Source organism: Pseudomonas sp. CNPSo 3701 (genome assembly GCF_028674975.1).
GTDB classification, from domain to species: Bacteria; Pseudomonadota; Gammaproteobacteria; order Pseudomonadales; family Pseudomonadaceae; genus Aquipseudomonas; species Aquipseudomonas straminea.
The window spans coordinates 303,183-325,812 of the sequence record NZ_JAQZSI010000003.1; the positions used below are offsets into that span (position 1 = coordinate 303,183).

At 64.9% G+C, this 22,630-nt stretch carries 19 protein-coding genes; 3 read left to right on the plus strand and 16 right to left on the minus strand.

Translation table 11 applies throughout. The features are described 5' to 3' along the window. Positions 1-8 precede the first annotated feature (8 nt). From PVA39_RS10635 to glgA, 15 genes are all read right to left on the minus strand, one after another. Positions 9-998, minus strand: a complete 990-nt coding sequence (locus PVA39_RS10635; RefSeq protein ID WP_274124033.1) for a lysylphosphatidylglycerol synthase domain-containing protein — start codon at positions 996-998, stop codon at positions 9-11. After that, a complete protein-coding gene (clsB, locus tag PVA39_RS10640; RefSeq protein ID WP_274124034.1) occupies positions 995-2,227 on the minus strand; it encodes a cardiolipin synthase ClsB in 1,233 nt (410 codons plus the stop codon). The genes PVA39_RS10635 and clsB overlap by 4 nt, the downstream gene beginning before the upstream one ends. Then, the gene (locus PVA39_RS10645) at positions 2,224-3,003 is read right to left on the minus strand and encodes an endonuclease/exonuclease/phosphatase family protein (protein WP_274124035.1); all 780 of its coding nucleotides are present in this window, start codon (positions 3,001-3,003) and stop codon (positions 2,224-2,226) included. Before PVA39_RS10645 ends, clsB begins: the two co-directional genes overlap by 4 nt. Next, the gene (locus PVA39_RS10650) at positions 3,000-3,911 is read right to left on the minus strand and encodes a DUF72 domain-containing protein (RefSeq protein ID WP_274124036.1); all 912 of its coding nucleotides are present in this window, start codon (positions 3,909-3,911) and stop codon (positions 3,000-3,002) included. Before PVA39_RS10650 ends, PVA39_RS10645 begins: the two co-directional genes overlap by 4 nt. Positions 3,912-3,972: 61 nt before the next feature. After that, complete coding sequence (locus tag PVA39_RS10655) at positions 3,973-4,212, minus strand: hypothetical protein (protein ID WP_274124037.1); 240 nt, start codon at positions 4,210-4,212, stop codon at positions 3,973-3,975. Positions 4,213-4,407: 195 nt separating this feature from the next. Then, on the minus strand, positions 4,408-5,052 hold the full coding sequence (locus tag PVA39_RS10660; RefSeq protein WP_274124038.1) for a glycosyltransferase: 645 nt from the start codon (positions 5,050-5,052) through the stop codon (positions 4,408-4,410). Next, positions 5,049-5,675 carry a class I SAM-dependent DNA methyltransferase gene (locus PVA39_RS10665; protein ID WP_274124039.1) on the minus strand — a complete coding sequence of 209 codons (627 nt, stop codon included), beginning with the start codon at positions 5,673-5,675 and terminating at the stop codon, positions 5,049-5,051. The genes PVA39_RS10660 and PVA39_RS10665 overlap by 4 nt, the downstream gene beginning before the upstream one ends. Further along, positions 5,672-6,430, minus strand: a complete 759-nt coding sequence (locus PVA39_RS10670; RefSeq protein ID WP_274124040.1) for a PIG-L deacetylase family protein — start codon at positions 6,428-6,430, stop codon at positions 5,672-5,674. The genes PVA39_RS10665 and PVA39_RS10670 overlap by 4 nt, the downstream gene beginning before the upstream one ends. Beyond that, on the minus strand, positions 6,427-7,443 hold the full coding sequence (locus PVA39_RS10675; protein ID WP_443200961.1) for an acyl-CoA dehydrogenase: 1,017 nt from the start codon (positions 7,441-7,443) through the stop codon (positions 6,427-6,429). The genes PVA39_RS10670 and PVA39_RS10675 overlap by 4 nt, the downstream gene beginning before the upstream one ends. A 17-nt stretch (positions 7,444-7,460) precedes the next feature. Beyond that, positions 7,461-9,593: a glycogen debranching protein GlgX gene (gene glgX, locus PVA39_RS10680; protein WP_274124042.1), complete on the minus strand. Its 2,133-nt coding sequence runs from the start codon at positions 9,591-9,593 to the stop codon at positions 7,461-7,463. A gap of 18 nt (positions 9,594-9,611) precedes the next feature. Beyond that, a complete protein-coding gene (locus PVA39_RS10685; protein ID WP_274124043.1) occupies positions 9,612-9,944 on the minus strand; it encodes a DUF2934 domain-containing protein in 333 nt (110 codons plus the stop codon). Between the two features lie 5 nt (positions 9,945-9,949). Next, positions 9,950-12,745 (minus strand): malto-oligosyltrehalose synthase, encoded by a 2,796-nt coding sequence (locus PVA39_RS10690; protein ID WP_274124044.1) that lies wholly within the window; start codon positions 12,743-12,745, stop codon positions 9,950-9,952. Continuing rightward, positions 12,738-14,816, minus strand: coding sequence for a 4-alpha-glucanotransferase (gene malQ / locus PVA39_RS10695; protein ID WP_274124045.1), 2,079 nt, complete (start codon positions 14,814-14,816; stop codon positions 12,738-12,740). Before malQ ends, PVA39_RS10690 begins: the two co-directional genes overlap by 8 nt. Beyond that, positions 14,813-16,549, minus strand: coding sequence for a malto-oligosyltrehalose trehalohydrolase (treZ, locus tag PVA39_RS10700; protein ID WP_274124046.1), 1,737 nt, complete (start codon positions 16,547-16,549; stop codon positions 14,813-14,815). The genes malQ and treZ overlap by 4 nt, the downstream gene beginning before the upstream one ends. Further along, a complete protein-coding gene (glgA, locus tag PVA39_RS10705; protein ID WP_274124047.1) occupies positions 16,549-18,087 on the minus strand; it encodes a glycogen synthase GlgA in 1,539 nt (512 codons plus the stop codon). Before glgA ends, treZ begins: the two co-directional genes overlap by 1 nt. Positions 18,088-18,790: 703 nt before the next feature. Between glgA and pcaQ the strand changes: the two genes are divergently transcribed. Beyond that, positions 18,791-19,735, plus strand: a complete 945-nt coding sequence (gene pcaQ, locus PVA39_RS10710) for a pca operon transcription factor PcaQ (RefSeq protein WP_274124048.1) — start codon at positions 18,791-18,793, stop codon at positions 19,733-19,735. A 20-nt stretch (positions 19,736-19,755) separates the two neighbouring features. Here pcaQ and PVA39_RS10715 read toward each other — a convergent pair whose 3' ends face one another. After that, positions 19,756-20,772, minus strand: coding sequence for a zinc-dependent alcohol dehydrogenase family protein (locus PVA39_RS10715; RefSeq protein WP_274124049.1), 1,017 nt, complete (start codon positions 20,770-20,772; stop codon positions 19,756-19,758). A 240-nt stretch (positions 20,773-21,012) separates the two neighbouring features. Between PVA39_RS10715 and PVA39_RS10720 the strand changes: the two genes are divergently transcribed. Together PVA39_RS10720 and PVA39_RS10725 are read left to right on the plus strand one after the other, a co-directional pair. Further along, positions 21,013-21,789, plus strand: coding sequence for an alpha/beta fold hydrolase (locus tag PVA39_RS10720; protein WP_274124050.1), 777 nt, complete (start codon positions 21,013-21,015; stop codon positions 21,787-21,789). Continuing rightward, positions 21,789-22,586: an SDR family NAD(P)-dependent oxidoreductase gene (locus PVA39_RS10725; RefSeq protein WP_274124051.1), complete on the plus strand. Its 798-nt coding sequence runs from the start codon at positions 21,789-21,791 to the stop codon at positions 22,584-22,586. The genes PVA39_RS10720 and PVA39_RS10725 overlap by 1 nt, the downstream gene beginning before the upstream one ends. The last annotated feature ends 44 nt before the right edge of the window (positions 22,587-22,630 follow it).

Below are 22,630 nucleotides of genomic sequence, written 5' to 3' on the forward strand. Positions count from 1 at the left end.
CCGTCCTGTCAGGCAGGGCGCGGCTCTTCAGTGTTTTCCTGGCCAGCGTTCTGGCGCAGCTTCTTGGCGCGTTTTTCCAGCACCAGGTAGACCACGCAGGCAACCGCCAATGGCAGCAGGAAGTAGATGGCCCGATAGCCGATCAGTGCGGCGACGATGCTGCCCTTGGACATCTCGTGCTGCAGCATGGCGATAAATACCGCCTCGATCACTCCCAGGCCAGCGGGGATATGGGTGATCACCCCGGCAATGCTGCTGATCATCAGGATGCCGAGAATCGTCGGGTAGAAGGCTTCCTTGGGCAGCAGCAGGTAAATGATCAGCGCCATCAGCGACCAGTTCAGCGCACCGAGGCCGGCCTGCAGCAGGGCCATGGGCAGCGACGGCAGGTTCAGCTCGTGGCCGCGGATCGTCCAGCTGCGGCGTTTGGAGAACTGGCAGGCCAGGAGATAACCGATGCCCACGGCGAGCAGCGCCAGGCCGATTATGCGCAGGCCCGTGGCACCGATCGCCCAGCCTTCTGGCAGCTTGAGCAGGCCAAAGGTGAATAGCACGCCGGCCAGCAGGATGTAGCCCAGCCAGTTGGTGATCAGGCTCATGCTCAGCACCCGGGTGATGGTCGAAACCTTCAGGCCCAGGCGCGAATACAAGCGATAACGCAGTGCCACACCGCCGACCCAGGAACTCAGGTTGAGGGTGAAGGCGTAGCACACGAAGGTCAGCGGCAGCACTTGGCGGGTCGGCAGGCCGTGCTGGGTGTAGGCGCGGCCGATCAGGTCGAAGCTCGAATACACCGCGTAGCTCAGCGCCGTCACGCCGACTGCGGCGAGCAGGATGGTCGGGCTGAAGCCGCGCAGCGCCTGGCTGACTTCCTGCCAGTCGAGGTTCTTGACCAGCATGAACAGCAGCGCGGGCACCAGAATAAAAAAGCACAGGGTCAGCAGGCGCTTGGCCCAGCGCCACGCCGGCTTGCCCTGCTTGTCGTCGGGTTTGCTCACGAGACTTTCTCCTGGTCAACCTGCAAGGTGCCGCACTGCGGCGCTTCGATTTCGGGTTTGAGCAACTTGATGCGCGGCGAGTGGGCCGGGAACCAGCCAGCGATGGCCGGGAAATGGCGCAGGAAGTGAAAGCACAGGAAGATCAGCGGTGCGCGCCACCAGTACCCGCGCATCACCCGTTTGAGCGGCACGGATTTGCAACTCGATTCGGCCAGCTCGGAGAGGTGCTCATGCAGGCGGCGGTTGAGCGCCGCGTCTCGCACGATCACGTTGGCTTCCAGGTTGAGCGACAGGCTCAGCGGGTCGAGGTTGCTCGAGCCGATGGTGCACCACTCATGGTCGGCCAGCGCCACCTTGCCGTGCAGCGGGCGCTGGCAGTATTCGTAGATGGTCACGCCATCACGCAGCAGGTAGTTGTAGGTCAGCCGCGAGCACAGGCGCACCAGCGGCATATCCGGCATGCCCTGCAGGATCAGCGTCACCTTGACGCCGCGGCGTGCGGCATTGCGCAGCTCGCGCAGCAGCCTATAGCCGGGAAAGAAGTAGGCGTTGGCGATGATCAAGCGGTGCTGGGCGTTGCGAATGGCGTCCAGGTAGTGCTGCTCGATGGTGTTGGTGTCGTCGCCATTGTCGCGGATGGTCATCAGCAGGCGGCTGTTGCCGGCGTGGCGATGCTGGCCGGGCTGGCTGCCACGGTGCGGCATCGCCGGGCGGTCATCGCGGGCGTCGAGCAGCCGCACGGCGGCGGTGTGCAGGTCGGCGACGATGGGGCCACGCACACGCACGGCATAATCCTGTTTGGCCATCGGCCCGTAATCGGCGATATGGTCCTCGCCGTAGTTGATGCCGCCGATGTAGGCGACCTCGTTATCGACCACCACGATCTTGCGGTGCAGGCGGCGGAACAGGTTGAGGCGCATGCCAAACGGGCGCTTGCCTGGGTCGAACATGTGCACGCGCACACCGGCAGCTACCAACGCTGCGACGTACTCGGTGGAGAGGTCCGCAGTGCCGTAACCGTCCACGGTGATTTCCACTTCGGCGCCGTTGCGTGCGGCGGCGATCAGCGCCTGCTGCAGCTCCATGCCGATCTTGTCTTCGAAGATGATGAAGGTTTCCAGCAGCACTTGCTGGCGGGCATTGCGGATACTCTCGAATACGGCGGGAAAGAAGTCCTCGCCGTTGATCAACAGGTCGATCTGGTTGCCATCACGCCATTCGTACTTCATAGCCGTATCTCCACAGCCAACGGTGCATGATCGGACAGGTGCGACCAGGGTCGGGTCGACAGCACCTGCGGGTTGTGAGTGGTGGCGTTGCGCACGTAGATACGATCCAGGCTCAGCAGCGGCCAGCGCGCGGGGAAGCTCTTGGCTGGCTTGCCATGCTCGCTGACGAACGCCTCCTTCAGACCGCTGGCGGCCAGCAGACCATCGGCGCGCTGGCGCCAGTCATTGAAGTCACCGGCGACGATCACCGGTGCGTCGGCCGGTAGGCGGTCGAGCACCTTGCATAGCAGGCCCAGCTGCTGCTTGCGGTGCACTTCGCGCAGGCCAAGGTGCACGCAGATGGCATGCACTTCGGCGTGGCCCGGCACGTCGAGTACAGAATGCAGCAGACCGCGTTGCTCCTGAGTGCCTATGGAAATGTCGAGGTTCTCGTGGCGCAGGATCGGGAATTTGGAGAGCAGGGCGTTGCCGTGATCGCCGTGGGGGTACACAGCATTGCGGCCGTAGGCGAACTGCGGCCACATGCTGTCGGCGAGAAACTCGTACTGCGGCGTCGGCGGCCAGTTCTCATAGCGCTTGGCGTGATGCTCGTGGGTGCCGTGCACTTCCTGCAAAAAAACCATGTCCGCCGACAGCGTGCGCACTGCATCGCGTAGCTCGGGAAGGATGAAACGCCGGTTCAGCGCGGTGAAACCCTTGTGGGTGTTGACCGTGAGAATCTTCAGCGTGTGAACCGCACTGGCCAGTTCCGTGGGTGCCGGTTGGTGGGTGGTCATGGGCTTACTCCTGGCGACCGGCCGGGTGCGTTGGGCAGTTTCCGGGCCAAGTCGAACTTCTCTAACAGCGCGTGGGCGTCGTAGGGGGCGCGGACCTTGAGGTCGTTGTCGAAATAGCAGTACACGTCGCGCGACTTTCGGGTACGCGGCTTGTGGCTGTCGATCAGCTGCGCGTCGCCGGGCTGCTGGCCGCGGCTCCAGGTGGCGATGCGCTGGTACCAGTGGTCGATGGCGTCCTCGTCGTAACCGCTTTCGTAGAGCTTCTTGTTGCCGTGCAGGCGCAGGTACACAAAATCGGCAGTCAGATCCTCGGCGTACGGCCACTTGCCGGCGCTGTCGGCGAACACCAGTGCGACCTTGTGTTTGCGCAGCAACTTGATAAAGGCCGGGTCGCAAAAGCTCGGGTGACGAATTTCCACGGCGTGGCGCAACTTCTGGTGGTGGGGCACCTGCAGGCTGCCGTCATGAAGGCGATCGGACTTGCGCGCGCTACGTAGGGCCTGCTCGGTGTCCTGCGGCAGCAGGGCGAGAAAGTCGGCGAAGCGCTGCTCGTCGAACGCCATGCTCGGTGGGAACTGCCAGAGGATCGGCCCGAGTTTCTCGCCCAGCTGCATCGGCCCCGAAGCGAAGAAGTTGGCGATGGGCGTGGCCACGTCATCGAGGCGGCGGATATGGGTGATATAGCGCGGCGCCTTGACCGCGAAGCAGAAACCGTCCGGCGTCTCAGCGGCCCAACCGGCATAACGCTCGGGCGTTTGCAGCGCATAGAACGAGCCGTTGATCTCGATGCTGCTCACCGCACGGGAGGCGAATGCCAACTCCTCGCGCTGCTTCAGCCCTTCGGGATAGAAGTCGCCGCGCCAAGGCGCATAACGCCAGCCGGAAATACCGATACGGATGTGCGTCATTTGCCGACACCATCCGCTTTGCGATCAGTGCCTTCATTGCTTATCGTTTGCCCGCTGTTCATCAGGGCTCGCCAGCCTTATCGCGCGCGTTATGCAGGCCGTGTTCATTGGCGAAGACGCCGCTGAGCTCGCCACTTACCAGGTCGCCGCTCGGCATGCCCTCCATGCAGGCGTCGTCCTCGGAGAGCAGCGCTAGCAGCTCGTCGTACTCGCCATCTGTCAGCAGGGCTTGTGCCTCGTGGATGGCCTGGCTCGGGGTGACGGTTTGCACGCCGGGGAGCATCAGGTCGCTGACTTTCATGCGGTACTCCTGGCGATGGTCGTGGTGGTTTGGCGAATGGTCCGCGCGCAGCACGCGCGCGGGCGTCGTTAAATTTCCGACTGGGTCAGTCAAGAGGCGGTTCAAGGTTTTTGACCGCCGCGGGGGTAGGATCTGTTAACGCTGTCGCGTAATCCGAAGGGCCTCGGCGCGGTCGTGCGCAAGCGTCAACAGGCCCTAGAGCAGCGAGCGCAGGTAATCGCCAAAGCCGCCGCGGGCGCGGCAGTCCAGGCGGGCACTGGTATACACGCGCGGCAGCGCGCTCCAGGCGATGCGCGCGCCGATGCGCTGGAAGGCGGCGACCAGTTGCACGTCCTCGTCGACGACGATGTTCTGGAAACCCCCGGCGCGGTGGTAGGCGGCTGCGCTGAACGACAGATTGGCACCGTGGATGTGCCGATGTCCGTCGCGGTCCTGGTAGGCGCTCAGGTAGCGGCTCTGTACGTCGTCATCCAGTTCGCCCCATTCGGCGACTTCCACGGTGCCACAGACCATGTCGGCCTGCAGTTCGCGCTGGCGCACCAGCCAGTCGGCGGCGACCCGGCTGTCGGCGTCTGAGCAGGCAATCCAGCTGGCGCCGCGCTGCAGTTGCCAGGCCACACCGTCGGCCCGCGCCTGGCCGACGTTGCGTGCCTGCAACGCAAGGCTCGCGACCGGGTAATTGGCGACCACGCTGGCCGAGCCGTCGCTGCAGCTGTCGAGCACCACCAGAATGCGCACCGGCTGGTCGAGCGCGGGGTGAGCGGCAGCCTGTAGCAGGGCGTCGAGGCAGGCGTCCAGGCTCTGTTCCTCGTTATGGGCGGGGATAACGATACCGATCACGCCGGCGGCTCCTGCGTCGTTTCCGGCGCCAGGCCCTCGCGCTGGGCGACCGACGTGGCCTCCGTGCCCCACACCTCGAGCAGCAGGTCGGCATCTTCATGGCGCAGCAGGCGCGGTAGGCCGAGGCGTTCGTACAGGCGCTGGTGAACCTGGTCGCCGCTCAACGGGCATTCGTTGATCGGCCAACGCCAGTGGCAGGCCAGCAGGTTGCCGCCGGTATTCAGCGACGCCTTGGCACAGTCAATCAGGCGATCCAGATCAGGTTTGTCGAGGTAGTAGCAAAGCTCGCTGAGTACGATCAGGTCGAAGCGCCCGGCCGGCCATTGCTCGGGCAGGCGGGTCTGTAGCAGGCGCACGTTGCTGCGATGAGCGAGGCGATTTTGCGCCAGCTCCAGAGCGATGGCCGAGGTATCGCTGCACAACAACTGCGTGCAACGTTCGGCCAGGCGCGCGCTGAGTTCGCCATTGGCACAGCCCGGCTCGAAGATGCTGCCGTAGTGGCTGCGCGGTAGTGCAGCAAGGGTCAGGTTCCGTTTGCGCTGTTCGTACCAACGCTCGCGGAACGACCAGGGGTCTTCGCTGCCCTTGTAGAGTTTCTCGAAGTAATTGTCGGCGACGCTCATAGAAACACCACCTCGAAAGGTTGCTGCAGTCGCTCAATCGCCGTGCCCGAAAGCACCGGTTCGTGGCCGCTATCGGGGTCGTCGTAGAGCTGGCTGGCAAAGGCTTGAATGGCGTGGCGCTTGCGTGCCTGCATCCATTTGTCGAGCTGCAGCTTGTGCGCGCGCTCCCAAGGAATGCGCGGGTCTTCCGGGTTTGCCCAGTGCCAGGCCCAGATCGGAATCTCGTGGGCGCGGGCGCCACATTCGAGGGCAGCCATCAGGGCAGCGCGGCCCACGGCTTCATGGTCGGTGTGGCCGTCCTCGCGCCAGGTGGTGAACACCACGTCGGTGGGTTGCAGATAGGTTTTCAGGAAGTCACGCAGCTCTGCTTCGGCAGCGGCAACGCTTGTATCGGGAAAGCCGCCGTGCACCCATTGCACCTGGGTGAGCGGCAGGCCGAGGCGCTTGAGCGCATCTGCGCTCTCCTGAGGGCGCACGATGCTCAGGCGTTGCGGGGTCCAGTAAGTCGAGCCCGGGTGGCTGGCGGCGCCATCGGTGACAGAGATCAGCAGGATCTGCCGCTGCGCCTGGGCCAGCAGTTGCAGCAGGCCGCCGCTGCCGAGGATTTCATCGTCCGGGTGAGGGGCGATGATCACCGCGCGACAGCCCTCGGGCACCAGTTGCGTGCAGGTGATATCGGCGACCTGGGCCAGGCGCCGGGAGGCCTTCCAGGCTTGCGGCGAGGTGCCCTGGCCCTGGATCGGATTAGTGTTCATAGCATCCAGCTCTCTTGTGGTTGGCGGGCCGCGAGCACGCCGAGGGCCGCCAGATCGCGCTCGGCATGGCTCTGGCGCAGGAACACCGGCAGGTCGGCCAGCAGCCTTGCCAGCACCGCGTCACGGCAATAGGGGGCGGCGCCGAGGGCACGGCCAACGTGCTCGATCAACGTAGTCGCGCGGTGCTCGACGATGGCGCGTACACGGCGTACCGGCATTTCGGCGTCGGCCGTGGGATTGGCGTCGATCCAGGCGGCGCAACCGCGTAGGGCACTGGCGGCGGCGGTCAGGGCGCAGTCCACATGGCCAAGGTGGGCGAGGGCGTGGGGCTCGTCGCGTTCGCTGCAGTGCCGGCGCAGCGCTTCGCCCAGGCGGCTCGCTGCACCGTACCAGCAGGCGGCGATGCCCGCGCCGCCTTGCCAGAAGCCTGGCCTGGCGAGGTAGCCGCCCGGCGGGCCGATCAACTGGCCATGGGCATCGTCGAAGCGAATCTCGACGCTCCCGGTAGCCGCCATGCCCACGGCCTGCCAGCCGTCATTGGTGATCTGCACGCCGGGCTGTACAAGGGCGACCGCCACCAGTTGCTGTTCACCCTCGGCATTCCACGCAGTGAGCAGGCCATGGCTGAGCACCTTGGCGCCCGAGCACCAGGCCTTGCGGCCGTGCAGACGCACGCTGCCGCCGTGCTGCTCGGCGGCCATCAGCGTCACGCGGGCCTGCGGTGGCTCGGCGGCCCACATGCCCCAGGTGGCATGCTCGGGCGCCTGCGCGCCGAAGTGCGCGAGGATCGCCAGGGCGTCGGTGTGGCCTTCATAGAGTTTGCACAGGCTCAGGTCCCATGCGGCGACCGTGGCCAGTGCCTGCCAACGTTGCAGGGTGTGGCCACCGCCGGGTTGCGGTAATTGGTCGAGGCCCGCGGCGCACAGCCCTTGCAGGGCGTGGCCGAGGGCCTCGGGGTGATGCAGGGTTGGGTGCGGCCACTCGTTCAGCAGGGCGCCGAGGCGTTCCACCAAACGGGTGCCGCTCCCGGTCATGCCACTTTTTCCTTTTGCAGCTCGAACAGCACCAGCGAGCGATGGGTGACGGTGAATTCGTCACCGAACTGGAACACTTCGTCGTCTTCCGGCTCGTCGATGCGGTTGGTGTCGAGCATGCACGTCCAGTGGCTGCCCTGGGCAACTTCCGGCAGGCGGAAATTGACCACGTCGTGGTGCGAGTTGACCACCATCAGCAGGGTCGCGTCGGCGCCGCTGCGGCGGATACCGGTCGGCTGGGCGCGACCATCGAGCAGCATGCCCATGCAGCGGGCATGGGGGTCGTGCCAGTTGTCCTCGTTCATCTCCTCGCCACTGGGCGCCAGCCAGGTGACATCCTTGACGCCGAGCTCTTCGTTGAAGGCACCGACGAAGAAGCGGCCTCGACGCAGGATCGGGTAATTCATGCGCAGCTTAATCACCCGGGTGACGAATTCCTGCAACTGCTTGCCGCGCTCGCCCAGGTCCCAGTTGATCCAGCCGATCTCGCTGTCCTGGCAGTAGGCGTTGTTGTTGCCGTGCTGGGTGCGCGCGAACTCGTCGCCGGCCACCAGCATCGGCGTGCCCTGGGCGAGGATCAGCGTGGCCATGAAGTTGCGCATCTGGCGGAAGCGCAGGTCGTTGATGGCCTCGTCGTCGGTCGGGCCTTCGACGCCGTGGTTCCAGGACATGTTGTTGTTGCTGCCGTCCTGGTTGTTCTCGTCGTTGTCCTCGTTGTGCTTGTCGTTGTAGGAGACAAGGTCATTGAGGGTGAAACCATCGTGGGCGGTGATGAAGTTCACCGACGAGAACGGCCGGCGACCACGCTGGTTGTACAGGTCGCCCGAAGCAGTCAGGCGGCTGGCCAGTTCAGCCAGCTGGCCTTCGTCGCCTTTCCAGAAGCTGCGCACGTTGTCGCGGAACTTGTCGTTCCACTCCGCCCAGCCCGGCGGAAAACCACCGACCTGATAGCCGCCGGGGCCGCAGTCCCATGGCTCGGCGATCAGCTTGACCTTGCTCAGCACCGGGTCCTGACGACAGGCGACCAGGAAGCTGTGGCGTTCGTCGTAGCCGTCGTGGTGGCGGGCGAGGATGGTCGCCAGGTCGAAGCGGAAGCCGTCCACACCCATCTCGGTGGCCCAGTAGCGCAGCGAGTCGGTGACCATCTGCAACACGCACGGGTGGCTCAGGTCCAGGGTGTTGCCGGTGCCCGAATCGTTGATGTAGTAGCGTTTGTCATCGGGCATCAGCCGGTAGTAGCTGGCGTTGTCGATGCCGCGCATGGACAGGGTAGGGCCCAGCTCGTTGCCTTCGGCGGTGTGGTTGTAGACCACGTCGAGAATCAACTCCAGGCCGGCATCGTGCAGGTGCGCGGCCATTTCCTTGAATTCGTTGATGTGGCCGCTGGCCAGGTAACGCGGGTGCGGGGCGAAGAAACCAATGCTGTTGTAGCCCCAATAGTTGTTCATGCCCTTTTCCAGCAGATGCTGGTCGTTGACGAAGGCATGGATGGGCAGCAGTTCGACCGACGAAACGCCGAGCTTGCGCATGTGCTTGATCACGTCGGCGTTCATCAGCCCGGCGAAGGTGCCACGCTTGTCTTCGGCCACCGACGGATGACGCATGGTCAGGCCGCGCAGGTGCGCTTCGTAGAACACCGTCTTGTCCCAGGCCACGCGATGATTACGATGCTTGCCCCAGGTATAGGCCGGGTCGATGACCTTGCACTTGGGCACGAAGGGGGCGCTGTCACGCTCGTCGAAGCTGAGGTCGCCGTCCGGGTGGCCGATCTCGTAGCCGAACAGCGCTTCGGACCACTTCAGCTCGCCAACCAGTTGCTTGGCATACGGGTCGATCAGCAGCTTGTTGGGGTTGAAGCGATGACCGGCTTCCGGCTCGTAGGGGCCGTACACGCGGTAGCCGTAGATCAGCCCCGGATGGGCGTCGGGCAGGTAGCCGTGCCAGATTTCGTCGGTGTACTCCGGCAATTCGATGCGCTCGATTTCTTCCAGGCCATCAGGGTCGAAAATGCACAGTTCGACCTTGGTGGCGTGAGCCGAGAAGAGCGCGAAGTTGACGCCCAAACCATCCCAGGTCGACCCCAACGGAAAGGGTTGACCTTCGGTTATACGCGAGCGTGGTTGACTCATTCTGGGTGGCTCCTGGTATCAGGCCTTGGGCTTCTTGGCGGCAGGCTTGGGGGTGGTGCTGGGTTTGGCCTTGGCGGGTGCCTTGGCCGGTTTGAGCAGAGCAGGTTTTTCGGTGTCGGCCTTTGGCGTTGCCTTGCTGGCGCGAGGTTTGATCGGTGCCGCAGGGGCGGCGCCTTCAGCAGCGGCCTTGGGCTTGCTCACGCGCTTGGGCGTGGCCTTGCCGGGCGTCTGCTCGGCTTCGACCAGCTTGGTGGCCATTTCCCAGTGGCGTTTGGCCTGGCCGTGGGGTTTCCCTTCGGATTCCCAGATCTGGTAGGCGAACTCACGGATGCGGTCTTCTTTTGCGCTCATGGGTGTTACTCCTGAGATTGGCTAGGGGCGATCAGCAGATTGACGGGGACATCGCGCAGCACCTCGCGCAACGCGAGGTGACCGTTGGTGGGCAGTGGGTTGGCAGGGTCGAACGCGCTGCGCAGGGGCTTGTCGGCGAGCGCAGCGGGCAGGGCGATACGGGTGTCGCCCCATTGGTCGGCGGCGATCAGCGGCATGGCGCTGTCGCCCAGCAATTTGGCGCTCAGGCGCGGCACCACGATGATGGCGTGCTGCTCGCCGTGGCTGCGCAGGAATGCGACGACCCGCTCGGCATGCTCACCCTCGACCTGCAGTGGCTGGTAATCGCCTTTGGCAAACAGTTGAGCGTGTTGCTGGCGAGCCTGCAGGGTGGCGGCGATCAGCGCCTGCTTCACGTGGCCGTCATGCCAGTGTTCGAGGGCCTGGGCAAGCGGTTGGCCGTCAGCCAGGGCCTGGCGGCGAGCAGCGAAATCCACCGGGCGGCGGTTGTCCGGGTCGACCAGGGAGAAGTCCCAGAATTCGCAGCCCTGATACAGATCGGGCACCCCTGGCACGCTCATGCGCAGCAGGCTTTGAACGAGGCTGTTGAGGGCGCCGGCAGGCGCGATTTCTGTGGAGGCGCGGCAGACCTCGGCGCGCAACTCGGTGGCCTGATCGCTGCCGAGCAGGGCGTGCAGATAGTTTCTGCAGGCCTGCTCGTAACGCTCGTTGGGGTTGCTCCAGGTGCTGCGCAACTTGGCCTCGCGCACGGCCTTTTCCTGCCAGGCGGTGAGGCGCTCGGTGAGGCTCTGCAGGCCTTCGGCATCGTCGGCGCGCAGATCCAACGGCCAGCAGGCAAGCAGGATCTGCAGCAGCATCAGCTCGTCACCGGGCGAGGGCGCCAGGCCGTCGTCCAATTCATCGCGCAGCGGCGCAGCCAGTTCGCGCCAGTGCTGGCAACGCTCGGCGAACCACTCGGCGCGTTCGCTCAGCACGGTCAGGCGCGCGCGGGTGTCTTCGCCGCGTTTGTGGTCGTGGGTCGCGGTGGTCAGCAGGTTGGCCGGGAAATGCCGGGCCCGCTCGACGCAACCGTCATGGAAGGCCTGCACTGGCGCGCTGAATTGCTGCGGGTCGAAGCCCACGTCGTTACGCGACAGCAGCACTGCACTGCGATAACAGGCGGTGTCTTCCACGGCCTTGGCGGCGGCTGGTGAGGTGAGTTGCTGGAAGCGCTCGATCATCTTCGCCCGGCGCTTGCGCTGGGGGCTCGGCGGCAGTTGCGACAGGGCCTGGCCGCCGAGCCAGCTGTCGAGGTGTTCGAGCAGCGGCCAGTCGCCTTCGGCCAGCGTCGTGCGGGCGCCTTCCAGGGCATGGTCGAACACCGCCTGGTCGTTGGCGCTGCGCCCAGCGGCCGACACGTAGGTGCGGTACACCGAGAAATGGGTGATCAGCTCCAGTAGCGCGCGGCGGATAGCGCCCAGGGTCAGGTCGCGGGTGGCGATGTCGTCACGGGCGACCAGCAACAGGCCCTGGGCCAGCGCTTCCAGGTCGCCGGCCAGGGAAGTGGTCAGCACCAGCTGGCGTGCCTCGCGTACCTCGGCCATGAAGTCGGCATCACGGCCACTGGTTTCGCTCCACAGTTTCGCCAGTACCGGTTCGCCATCCGGCGCGTGTTGCAGCAGCGATACCTGGTTCATGAATTCGTAACCGGTGGTGCCGTCCACGCCCCAGTCGCGGGGTAGCTGTTCGCCTTCGCCGAGGATCTTCTCGACATAGATCGGAAAACGGCCACCCTGCAGATTCGTTGGTCGTTTCGGCAGCAGCCGCTCGACGCGGCGGCGCAGCTTGCGGCAGTAAGCACGTGGGTTGGCCAGGCCGTCGACATGGTCGATACGCAGGCCGTCGACCAGGCCTTTTTCGATCAGCTCGAAAATCTTCTCGTGGGTCGCTTCGAACACGTCGTGGCGCTCGACCTTGAGGCCGCCCAGTTCGTTGATGTCGAAAAAGCGCCGCCAGTTGATGTCATCCGCCGCAGTGCGCCAGCTGGCCAGACGGTAATGCTGGCGTTCGAGCAACTGATGAAGGGCTTCGAAGTTCTGCCCCTCGGCAGGCCGCAGGCTGGCCAGGGCACGCTCGATGGCATGCCCGGCCTTGCTGGCCAGGGCGACCAGTTCGCGAAATAGCACGCTCGCCTGGCGCTGGCCGTCGGCGCTGTCGTCCAGGGCCGCAAAACGTCGGCCCAGGGCCTGCAGCTCGGGATGGCCGCTGTGTTGCAGCACGTCGCCGTAGGTCGGCGGATTGATCGGGAAGCGGTGGTCGTAGTGCTTGGCGTAGAACAGGCCGCGCTTGGTATCGAAGTGCAACTCGACCTCGCCGGCAGCCAGCACCTCGCCGTAGTCGCTGCGCAGGAACGGCACCAGCAACTGGCCGCGCAGCAGCGGGTCGTGGGACTGCCAGTGGATGTCGAAGAATTTCGCATAGGCGCTGTTGGCGCCCCATTCGAGCACATCCAGCCACCAGGGGTTGGCATCGCCGCCCACCGCCATGTGGTTGGAGACAATATCCAGGATCAGCCCCATGCCTTTGCTGCGCAGGGCCGTGACCAGCCGCTCCAGGGCCGCCTCGCCGCCCAGCTCGGGGTTGACGCGAGTCGGATCGACCACGTCGTAGCCGTGCATGGAGCCAGGTCGTGCGGTGAGCAGCGGCGAGGCGTAGATATGGCTGATGCCCAGGCGTGCGAAATAGTCGACCAGGGGCACGGCATCATCGAGGGTGAAGCCCTTGTGAAACTGCAGGCGAACGCTGGCGCGCAACTCAGTCATGGCCGAGGCCCTCGGCCAGGTTGCGGGCCCACTGCAGGCGCTGGAGGCGGTGCGCGACTGCCGGGGCGTCGAGCATGCCCTCGGCAGGTTCGGCCCAGCGGCGGCGCCAGTTCGGGTGTTCGTCGCCCGGGCCTGGCAGGTTGGGCTGTTCGGTGGCAGCCATGGCATCTTCCAGCGGCAGCAGCACCAGCGGCGCTGGGGTGCTGCCGATGAAGGCGATGCTGGCATCCAGTTGCTGGCCGTCATCCATCTGTTCAGCGGTCGCGTGGCCGTGCTCGTGCAGGGCCTGGTTCAGTGCTCGGGTTTCCTGGGCGCGCAATTGGTGATCCTGTCTGGTGTAGTCGTCGCTGCGGTGGCCCGCAGCCTGGCGCCAATGAATGTCGCGGGAGGCGAGCCAGCCGCGAATGCTCGGCAAATCATGGGTAGTGGTGGTGGCCAGGGCGTCGCGCGGCCAATGGGCCGGGGCATGGAAGTGGCCGTTGCTTTGCTCGAACAGCAGCACGCGCATGCCGAGAATGTTGCGCGCGGCCAGCTCTTCGCGCAGGCCGTCGGGCACCGTGCCCAGGTCTTCGCCGATGATCAGCGCGCGGTGGCGCTCGGCCTCCAGGCACAGCAGGCGCAGCAGATCCTGGGACGGATAGTTGAGGTAGGCGCCGGCGGAAGAATCCTCGCCCTCGGGAATCACCCACAGACGGCGCAGGGTCATCACGTGGTCGATGCGCATACCACCGGCGTGAGCCAGGTTGGCGCGCAGCATTTCGATGTAGGCGCGAAAGCCGTTCTGGTGCAGGCCTTGGGGCGAAAATGCCGACACGCCCCAGTTCTGCCCAGAGCGGTTGAGGATGTCCGGGGGTGCGCCGACGCTGACCGACTGCAGCAGTTCGGCCTGGCGGCCCCATGCCTGGCTGCCGGCGGCATCGGCGCCGACGGCCAGGTCGGCGATCAGGCCGACCGCCATGCCGGCTTCACGGGCTGCCGCCTGCGCGCCGTGCAGGCAGCGGGCGACCAGCCATTGGGCGAAGGCGTGGAATTCGATCTCGTGCTGATGGCCTTCGCAGAACTGCTCGACCGCCGCGCTGGCAGGGTCGCGGTACTGCTCGGGCCAGGCCCGCCAGTCGACCGGCAGGCCGTTGAGGTCCATGAAGCCGCGCAGCGCCTCGAAGCGACAATGCTGGCGCAGGGCCTCGCCGCCGGCCTGGCGAAAGGCCTCGAAGTCGGCCTGCAGCGGATGAATGCTGACAGTGAAATCGGCATGCAGCTGCCGCAATATCTGCATGCGCGCACTGGCGACGCCCGGCCAGTCGATCAGCTCCAGGCCTTCCAGGCGCGCTAGTTCGTCGGCCAGCCCGCAGGTGCGGGTGGCCTGCTGAACCGCTGCTTCGCCGAGCACACTGGCCGGTGCAGCATGCAGCACGTTGAAGAACAGGCGGCTGGAGGGCGAGTAGGGGCTGTAAGTGTGCAGGTTGGCGCTGAACATGGCGTGCATCGGGCTGATCGCCACGGCATCGGCGCCGCGGGCCGCCGCGCTGTGCACCAGGGATTCCAGCGCCTGAGTGTCGCCCAGGCCGCCGTCACCCGGACGGCGCAGCGAGTAGAGCTGGGCGCTGAGGCCCCAGATCTTCGCGTCGCTGCGACCGGCCAGTTCGGCAACGCTCGGGCAGGCGGCGGGCGCTACGGCGAGGGTCACTTCGCCACCGGCGATGTGCAACTGGTGATAACCGATGGTGCCGATCACCGGCAGGCGGCCACTGTCGTCCAGCCGGCCCTCCAGGCGTTCGCCTTGCTCCAACTCGATCTCGAAGGGCGTACCCGGCGGGAAGAAGCGGGTCAGGTCTAGGGCCTGCTGCTGATCGAGGGTCACCAGCGGGCCGAGGGCCAGGTTGTTCTGGCGATGTTGCAACTGCGCCAGGCTGGCCTCGATCTGCTCGTCATCGGCGGCGGGGTAACCAAGGGCGTCGAGCAGGCGACGCTGGTGTTCGGGTTTGACCGATTGGGCGTTGCCGTCGGCGTCGATCCAGTCGACGCTCAGGCCCGCGGCCTTGCTCAGTTCTGCCAGGCGTGCATCGCTCATGGGGCGCCCTCCAGCAGAACGCGCACGCTATGTGCTGGAAGGTGGTCGTCGTCGGCGCGGTAGCCGAACAGCTGGCGAGCGCCTTGCGGCGTAGCTGCCTCTACCGGCTCGCTGCCCAGGTTCAAGGCGATATGCAGTACCTGGCCGTCGCCAAGCTGCCAGCTGGCAGTAACAGCGGCGTTGCCGAGTACCCGACTTTCCAGGGCCTGGCTGCCGGCCAGGCGCGGCACGATGTGTTGATGTCGCAAGCTCAGCAGCTCGCGATAGAACGCCAGCCAGGCTTTGCCATCCGCCGTGTCGCGGCTGTGGTGGTCGGGCTTGGAGGTCTCGAAGGTGCTGGCGTCGTTGGGGGCTGGGATGGCCTGGCCGGAGAACTTGGAGAAATCCTTGAATTCGTTTTGGCGGCCCTTGCGCACCGCTTCACCGAGCTCGTCGTTGTGCGATGTGAAGAACTGGAACGGCTGCTCGCTGCCCCATTCCTCGCCCATGAACAGCAAGGGAATCATCGGGCTGAGCAGCAGCAGGGCGGTGGCGCTCTTCAGGGCGTCATCCTCGGCCAGCGTACGCAGACGCTCACCGACGGCACGGTTGCCGACCTGATCATGGTTCTGCAGGAACAGCACGAAGGCGCTGGGCGGCAGGTGGCCGCTGCTGCTGCCGCGTGCGGTGCCGTGGCGGGTGGTTTCACCCTGGTAGATGAACCCTTCGCGCAGGCAGCGGGCGAGCTTGTGCGTGGCATCGGTGGCGAAGTCGGCGTAGTAGCCTTCGTGCTCGCCGGTCAGCAGGTGATGCAGCACGTTGTGGCCGTCATCGTTCCACTGGGCGACGAAGCCTTGCCGCAGCAGCTCGGCGTCGTTGTGCTCGTTCTCCAACACTAGGTGCAGATGACGCGAGGCGGGAATCGAGGTATGCAACCGTTCTGCCAGTTCGAGCAGGAAGTCGCGCTCGCCGATGGCGTGCACGGCGTCGAAGCGCAAGCCGTCGACCCGATAGTCGTGCACCCACATCAGGGCGTTGTCGATGAAGTAGTCGCGCACTTGACGACGACGAAAATCGATGGCCGGGCCCCACGGCGTGTGCACGTCTTCGCGGAAGAAGTCGCTGGCGTACTGGCCCAGGTAATTGCCGTCCGGGCCGAAGTGGTTGTACACCACGTCGATGAACACCATCAGGCCCAGTTCGTGGGCGTGGTCGATCAGTGCGCGCAACTGGTCCGGGGTGCCGTAGGACGAATCCGGGGCGAATGGCAGCACGCCGTCGTAACCCCAGTTGCGACCGCCCGGGAATTCACCCAGGGGCATCAGTTCGATGGCGGTGATGCCCAGCTCGGCCAGTTCCTGCAAGCGCGCCTGCGCGGCCTGGTAACCGCCCAATGTGCCGACGTGGACTTCGTAAAGCACCGTTTCCTGCCAGGGGCGCCCCTTCCAGCCGGCACTGCGCCATTGATAGCGGGATGGGTCGGCGACACGGCTGGGGCCGTGCACGTCGTTGGCCTGCCAGCGCGAAGCGGGGTCGGGCACCAGCAGGTGATCGTCGATCAGGTAGTGGTAGTCGGTGCCTGCCTCCACCGGGAGGGTGGCGGCGTACCAGCCGTTGTCGCTGGCCGTCATTGCATGTTGGGTGTCGTCTTGCAGCTTTACCGCGACGCTTTTGGCATCCGGCGCCCACAAGGCAAAGTGAGAGTGGCCGGTTTCATCCGGCCAGGCGCCGTGTCTCTGTTTCGCTTCAGGCATCAGACCAGTTTCCCACCCGATGTTTTCGCTGCTACCAGCTTGCGGTACAGCGCGGCATAGGGCTCCACGGACTGCTTCCAGTACAGTGGCGCGGCCATGGCATGGGCGCGCATGGCGTTGAGCAGTTCCGGGTTACGGTGGATGGCCATGGCGCGGCGCACGGCAGTCAGGTAGCTGTCGCTGCTCGGCTCCTTGAACAGGAAGCCGTTGACGCCGTCTTCGATGGTATCGGCCAAGCCGCCGGTGGCACGGGCGATCGGCAGCGAGCCGAAGCGCTGGGCGTACATCTGGCTGAGGCCGCAGGGCTCGAAGCGCGACGGCATGAGCAAGAAGTCGCTGCCGGCGAACATGCAGCGCGCATCCGCTTCGTTGAAACCGACGTTGGCGCCGACCTTGCCCGGATGGCGACGCGCCAGCTCACGGACAGCTTCCTCAAGGTGCTCCTCGCCACGGCCGATGATCGCGATACGACCGCCTTCGGCAACGATGGTGTCGGCTATCTCCAGGGTCATGTCGATGCCTTTCTGCTGTACCAGGCGCGAAACCACGGCGAAGAGCGGGCCTTCATTTGGCTCCAGACCGAACATCTGCTCGACGTGGCGTTTATTGGCGCGCTTGCCTTCCCAGTCGTGGGCATCAAAGCCCTGCACCAGGTGCGGGTCGTTGACCGAATCCCAGCTGTCGTCGATGCCGTTGGGGATGCCGCTGAGCTGATTGAGCTGCACCTTGAACTGCAGCATGCCTTCCAGGCCGCAGCCGAATTCCGGGGTGGTGATCTCGCGGGCGTAGTTCTCGCTCACCGTGGTGACGTGATCCGAGTACACCAGGCCGGCCTTGAGGAACGACAGGCGACCATAGAATTCCATGCCCTGGTGGCCACAGGCCGAGGAGGGCAGGCCCAGTTCCGGGCTGCATTCCAGGCTGCACAGGCCCTGGTAGGCGAGGTTGTGGATGGTGAATACGGTCGGCGTCTGCAGGCCGCGCCAGCTCATGTAGGCGGGCGCCAGGGCGGCAGGCCAGTCATTGGCGTGAACCACTTCCGGGCACCAGCTCAGGCAGGCGGTGCCGGCGGCGATCTCGGCTGCGGCGAGGCCGAGGCTGGCGAAACGGATATGATTGTCCTGCCAATCGCGTCCTTGGGCATCGCCATAGGGCGTGCCATCGCGGTCGTACAGTTCGGGGCAAATGAGTACATAAACGATCAGCCCGTCGGGCAGCGTCATGCAGCCGATACGGGCGGGCGGCAGGGCAGCGTGGCCCGGCACGCTGCCGACATCGCGGATGGCGTGGCCGCTTTGCAGCACCTGGCGATAGCCGGGGATCAGCACGCGCACGTCGTGGTCGGCGTTCATTGCCCGTGGCAGCGACGCGGAAACGTCACCCAGGCCGCCCACCTTTATCAGGTCGGCCAGCTCGGGACTGACGAAGAGAATCTTCTTTTTGGCCGCGTGCAGGTTGGTAATGGTGTTATGTGGCTTGAGGGATGTTTCTACCGATACCGCTTGATCGAACCGTGTTACCGCAACAGCGTTTCCCATACCATCCTCCGCTCGATTCTGTCCTTGACTCGTAAATAATTCGTTCGCTTGCACGCCGACGGGAATAGGCCGCCTGTCTTTCCAGTTGATTGCCGTGTCGGGGCAGGAGGAAAAGCTGCTTGCTGGTGATTAATTCCCACCTAGTTGATGACCCAGCTCGCGAATAAGAAGTTTCGACTATTTTCAGAAGCCTGCCGGGGTATCGGGGAACTTATGCGTAACAGCAGGTTTTCGCTGCCACTACCAGTGAAGTTGCGGGTTTTCGCCTGCGATAGACGGGTTAATGGCAGGCTTTACGCTGTGATTCCAGCCCTCTGCGAGGGGCTTTTCGACGTTTATGCGGGCGCTAGGCGACGAGCGGTCATGTTTTGCCAGAACGGGCTTAGTTGTACAAAACCTTGACAGTTCCTTTACAACTTGCAGCGCAACTAAGTGAGCGGAAGTTGCATTTATTTTGAACGACCGAACAACTAACTAAGTTCACTGTTTTTGTTGTTCTACAAGCCGTTCGATATTTCATGTCAAAGGTTTAAGTGCCACTACTGGCCAGCACGAGTGCTGATGCTTTCAAAGCATTACGAATGAGGGATCTGCCGTGCGCTGAATGCATCGGTGAGGGAAGGTACGCTGTTGCAGATCATGAACGGCAACGGTGCCATCCGGTTCTGATAATGTTGCCGGGCCTCAATCAGTGCAGCCGGCCATGAACCTCGACAACCGCATCAAATTCCGTCACCTGACCTGCTTTCTGGAAATTGCCCGGCAGCGCAGCTTCGCCAAGGCGGCCGACGCCCTGGCGGTCAGCCAGCCGGCCATCTCGAAAACCATTCGGGAGTTGGAGGAAATCCTCGAGGCCTCATTGTTCGAGCGCGGCAAGGCGGGCGTCAGCCTGACCTCGGCTGGGCTGGCCTTCATGCGTTACGCCGGTCCCTGCGTACAGGCGCTGCGCGACGGCGTGAACAGCTTGCGTAGCGGCGAGCATGACGCGGGGCAGGTGCGCGTCGGTGTGCTGTCGACGGTAGAGAGCCTGCTGATTCCCGAGGTGGTGCGGCGCCTGCACATGCGCCACGCGGCACTCGTGGTCAGCGTCGCTACCGGCCCGAGCGCCTATCTGCTGGCGCAACTGCGCGTCGGCGAGCTGGATCTGGTGGTGGGGCGCATGACCGACAGCCCGGAGGTCCAGGGGCTGACCTTCGAGCACCTGTACAGCGAGTCGATGAGCCTTGTGGTGCGTACTGAGCATCCGCTGCTGGCTCTGGGCGATGCCGGCCTCAGCCAGTTGGGCAACTACCCAGTGGTGCTGCCGTTGGCCGGCACCACCATCCGCCGCTACGCCGACAGCCTGTTCGTGCAATGTGGCGTGGCCCTGCCGCGCCAGCGCCTGGAAACCCTGTCGCCGGCGCTCAGCCGCCGCTACGTGCAGCAGAGCGATGCGGTGTGGGTCGCGCCGCTCGACGCCGTGCGCCTCGACCTGGCGAACGGCGACCTGGCCGAGCTTGCCCTGGGTATTCGCGAGCCCGGCGGCTCGGTGGGCATCTGCAGCAACGCCGCGCTGCCGTTGTCGCTGGCGGCGCAGTGGTGCTGCGAGACCTTGCGGGAGTTGGCGGGCGAGTACCGAGAGCGTCCTCTGCCAGGCTCGCTTGCGTAGCCGGCCTCGCCCAACCCAGATCAGTTGAACTCGATCAGCACCTTGCCCACCTGTTTCTGCGCCGCGAAGTAGGCATAGGCGGCCGGCGCGTCGTCGAACTTGAAGGTTTTGCTGATCACCGTTTCGATGCGGTTGGCTTCGGTGGCGCGTAGCAGCTCCGTGAACATCTTGCGGCTGCCGTTGGCGATACCGCGGATGGTCACGTTCTTGAGGATCAGCGAGAGGTAGTTCGGAATCGGCGATTGTTTGCCAGGGGTTACGCCAATCACGATGATACGTGCGTTGGCGGCGGCGGCCGCGATGGATTGGCCGAGGGTGTTCTGGCCGCCGGTTTCGATGATCACGTCGGCGCCGACATTATCGGTGAGGGCCATGAGTTGGGCGGCCCAGTCCGCATGCTGGCGGTAGTTGATGGTGATATCGGCGCCCAGCTCGCGGACGATTTGCAGTTTCTCGTCGCTGGACGAGGTGATGGCCACCCGCGCGCCGCGCAGCTTGGCGAGCTTCAGTGCCGCCAGCGAAACACCGCCGGTGCCCAGGCAAAGCACCAGCTCGCCCGGCTTGACCTTGCTGACTTCGACCAGCGCATTCCAGGCGGTGAGGCCGGCCGAGGCAAGGCCGGCAACATCCCTGTCGGCGAGGGAAGCCGGCACCTGGATGACCGCGGCTGCAGGCAGCACGACCCGTTCGGCCAGCCAGCCGTCATGGGAGATGCCGATGTCATGGGCGAATACCTCGGGGCGGAAGCCACCGTCCAGCCAGCTCGGGAAGTGTCCGCAGACCACGCGATCACCCGGCTTGACGTTCTCGACACCTGCACCGACGGCGATGACCTCGCCGACACCTTCGGAGGTCGGGATACGCTCGGGCGCCTGGCGGGCACCGTAAACGCCGCGCAGCAGTTGCACATCACGGCTGATCAGGCCGACCAGGAGCGGTGCGACCAGCACTTGGCCAGGGCCAGCGACGGGGTCAGGGCGAGTGACGGCGGTCAGGCTTTCCAGACCTTGCTGGTTACCGATTTGGAAGGCTTTCATGCGGATGATCCTTGCGTCGGAGAATGTGGGGCTTTTCATGGCCCAGGCGTTAATCGGGCACATGGTGCCAGATGGCCCTTCGGCGCCGTCAAGACCTGGCCAAACAGGAGGGATCGACGACATTCGATCTCTCTGGCGGCCTGACAGCCCAGCCTTATCAGCCCCAGCCCCCCCAGCGATTATCTGAACTCCCGACGCCGCCTCGCTTTCCACTTTGAACACCCATGAGGCAGGCACGCGATGCTCCCACATAGCCAGCAGGGCCAAGGCCCGATCACCTTCGTACTGATGCACTTTCTCGGCGGCTCGCACCGGACCTGGGGGCCGACCATTCCCTATCTGGATCGCCAATATCGCTGTGTAGCGCTCGATACGCCGGGCTTCGGTGATGCCAATGCGGTAACCGGTTATACGGTCAGCGAGATGGCCGATCAGGTCGACCAGAGCATTCGCGAGCTCGGGCTCGATCGCTGCATCCTGGTCGGCCATTCGATGACCGGTAAGGTCGCGACGGTCCTGGCATCGCGGCAGCCGTCTTATCTCCATGGCCTGGTGCTGGTGGCTCCGTCGCCACCCGGCCCGCAGCCGATGCGCGAGGCCGACCGCGACCGCCAGCGCGCCTTTGATGCTTCGCGAGAGCAGGCCGAAGCCTTCGTCGATGAATCCAGTTTCCACCGTTTGCCGGATGACCTGCTTGAGGTCGCCATTGCCGACGCCCAGAGCGTGAACCTCGAAGCGTGGCGCGCCTGGGTCGACCACGGCAGCCGCGAGGATTGGCAAGGCCGCATCGGCAGCCTGCCTTACCCGGCGCTACTGATCTGCGGCGCCGACGACCGCCAGGTGCCGGATGCCGAAGAGCAGGGTCGTACCACCCTGGCGCACTTTCCCCACAGCGCCGTACTGACGCTACCCGGCGCGGGGCACTTGATGCCGCTGCAGACACCCCGCGCCCTGGCCGAGCAGATGCTCGCATTCGCTCATTTGATCGCGACTCGTATCACTGAAGGAGAAGGTTGATGGACTTGGGCTTGAAAAATCGTGTGGCACTGATCAGTGGTGCGGCGGGCGGGATCGGTCTGGCGACCGCGCGCTTGCTGGCAGAGGAGGGCGTGCAGCTGGTGCTGACCGACCGCGAACAGGATGCGTTGCAGAAGGCTGCCGAAGACCTGCCTGGTGAGCCCCTGCTGATCGCCGCGGACATGACCCGGCAAGCCGAGGTCGATGACCTGGTCCGCCAGGGCGAGGCGCGCTTCGGCCAGATCGATATCGTCGTGCATACCGCCGGCGTGACCGGCGCCAAGGGCGACCCCCTGGAACTCTCGGACGCCGACTACCAGGAAGCCTGGAACACCGACTTCTTCACCGCCGTGCGCATCGCCCGGGCAAGCGTGCCGGCCATGCGCAAGCGCGGCTGGGGCCGGCTGGTGTGCATCACCTCGGAAAATGCTGTGCAGCCGTACTGGGAAGAGGCCGTGTACAACGTGGCCAAGGCTGCGCTGGCCGCCTTCATCAAGAACTTGTCTTACAAGGAAGCGGCCCACGGCGTGCTGTGCAACACGGTATCGCCCGCGTTCATTGAAACCGGCATGACCGACGGCATGATGAAAAAACGGGCCGAAGAACTGGGCGTGAGCTTCGAGGAAGCGGTCCAGAGCTTCCTGAAGGAAGAACGCCCCGGGATCGTTCAGCAGCGTCGTGGCCAGCCCGAAGAAGTGGCAGCGGCCATCGCGCTGCTGGTATCGGAGCGCGCGTCTTTCATCAACGGCAGCAATCTGCGTGTCGACGGTGGGTCGGTGCAGAGCGTGCAGAACTGAAGGATGTCGCAATGCTCGCGAGCGCGAGCATTGCGCTAGCCAAC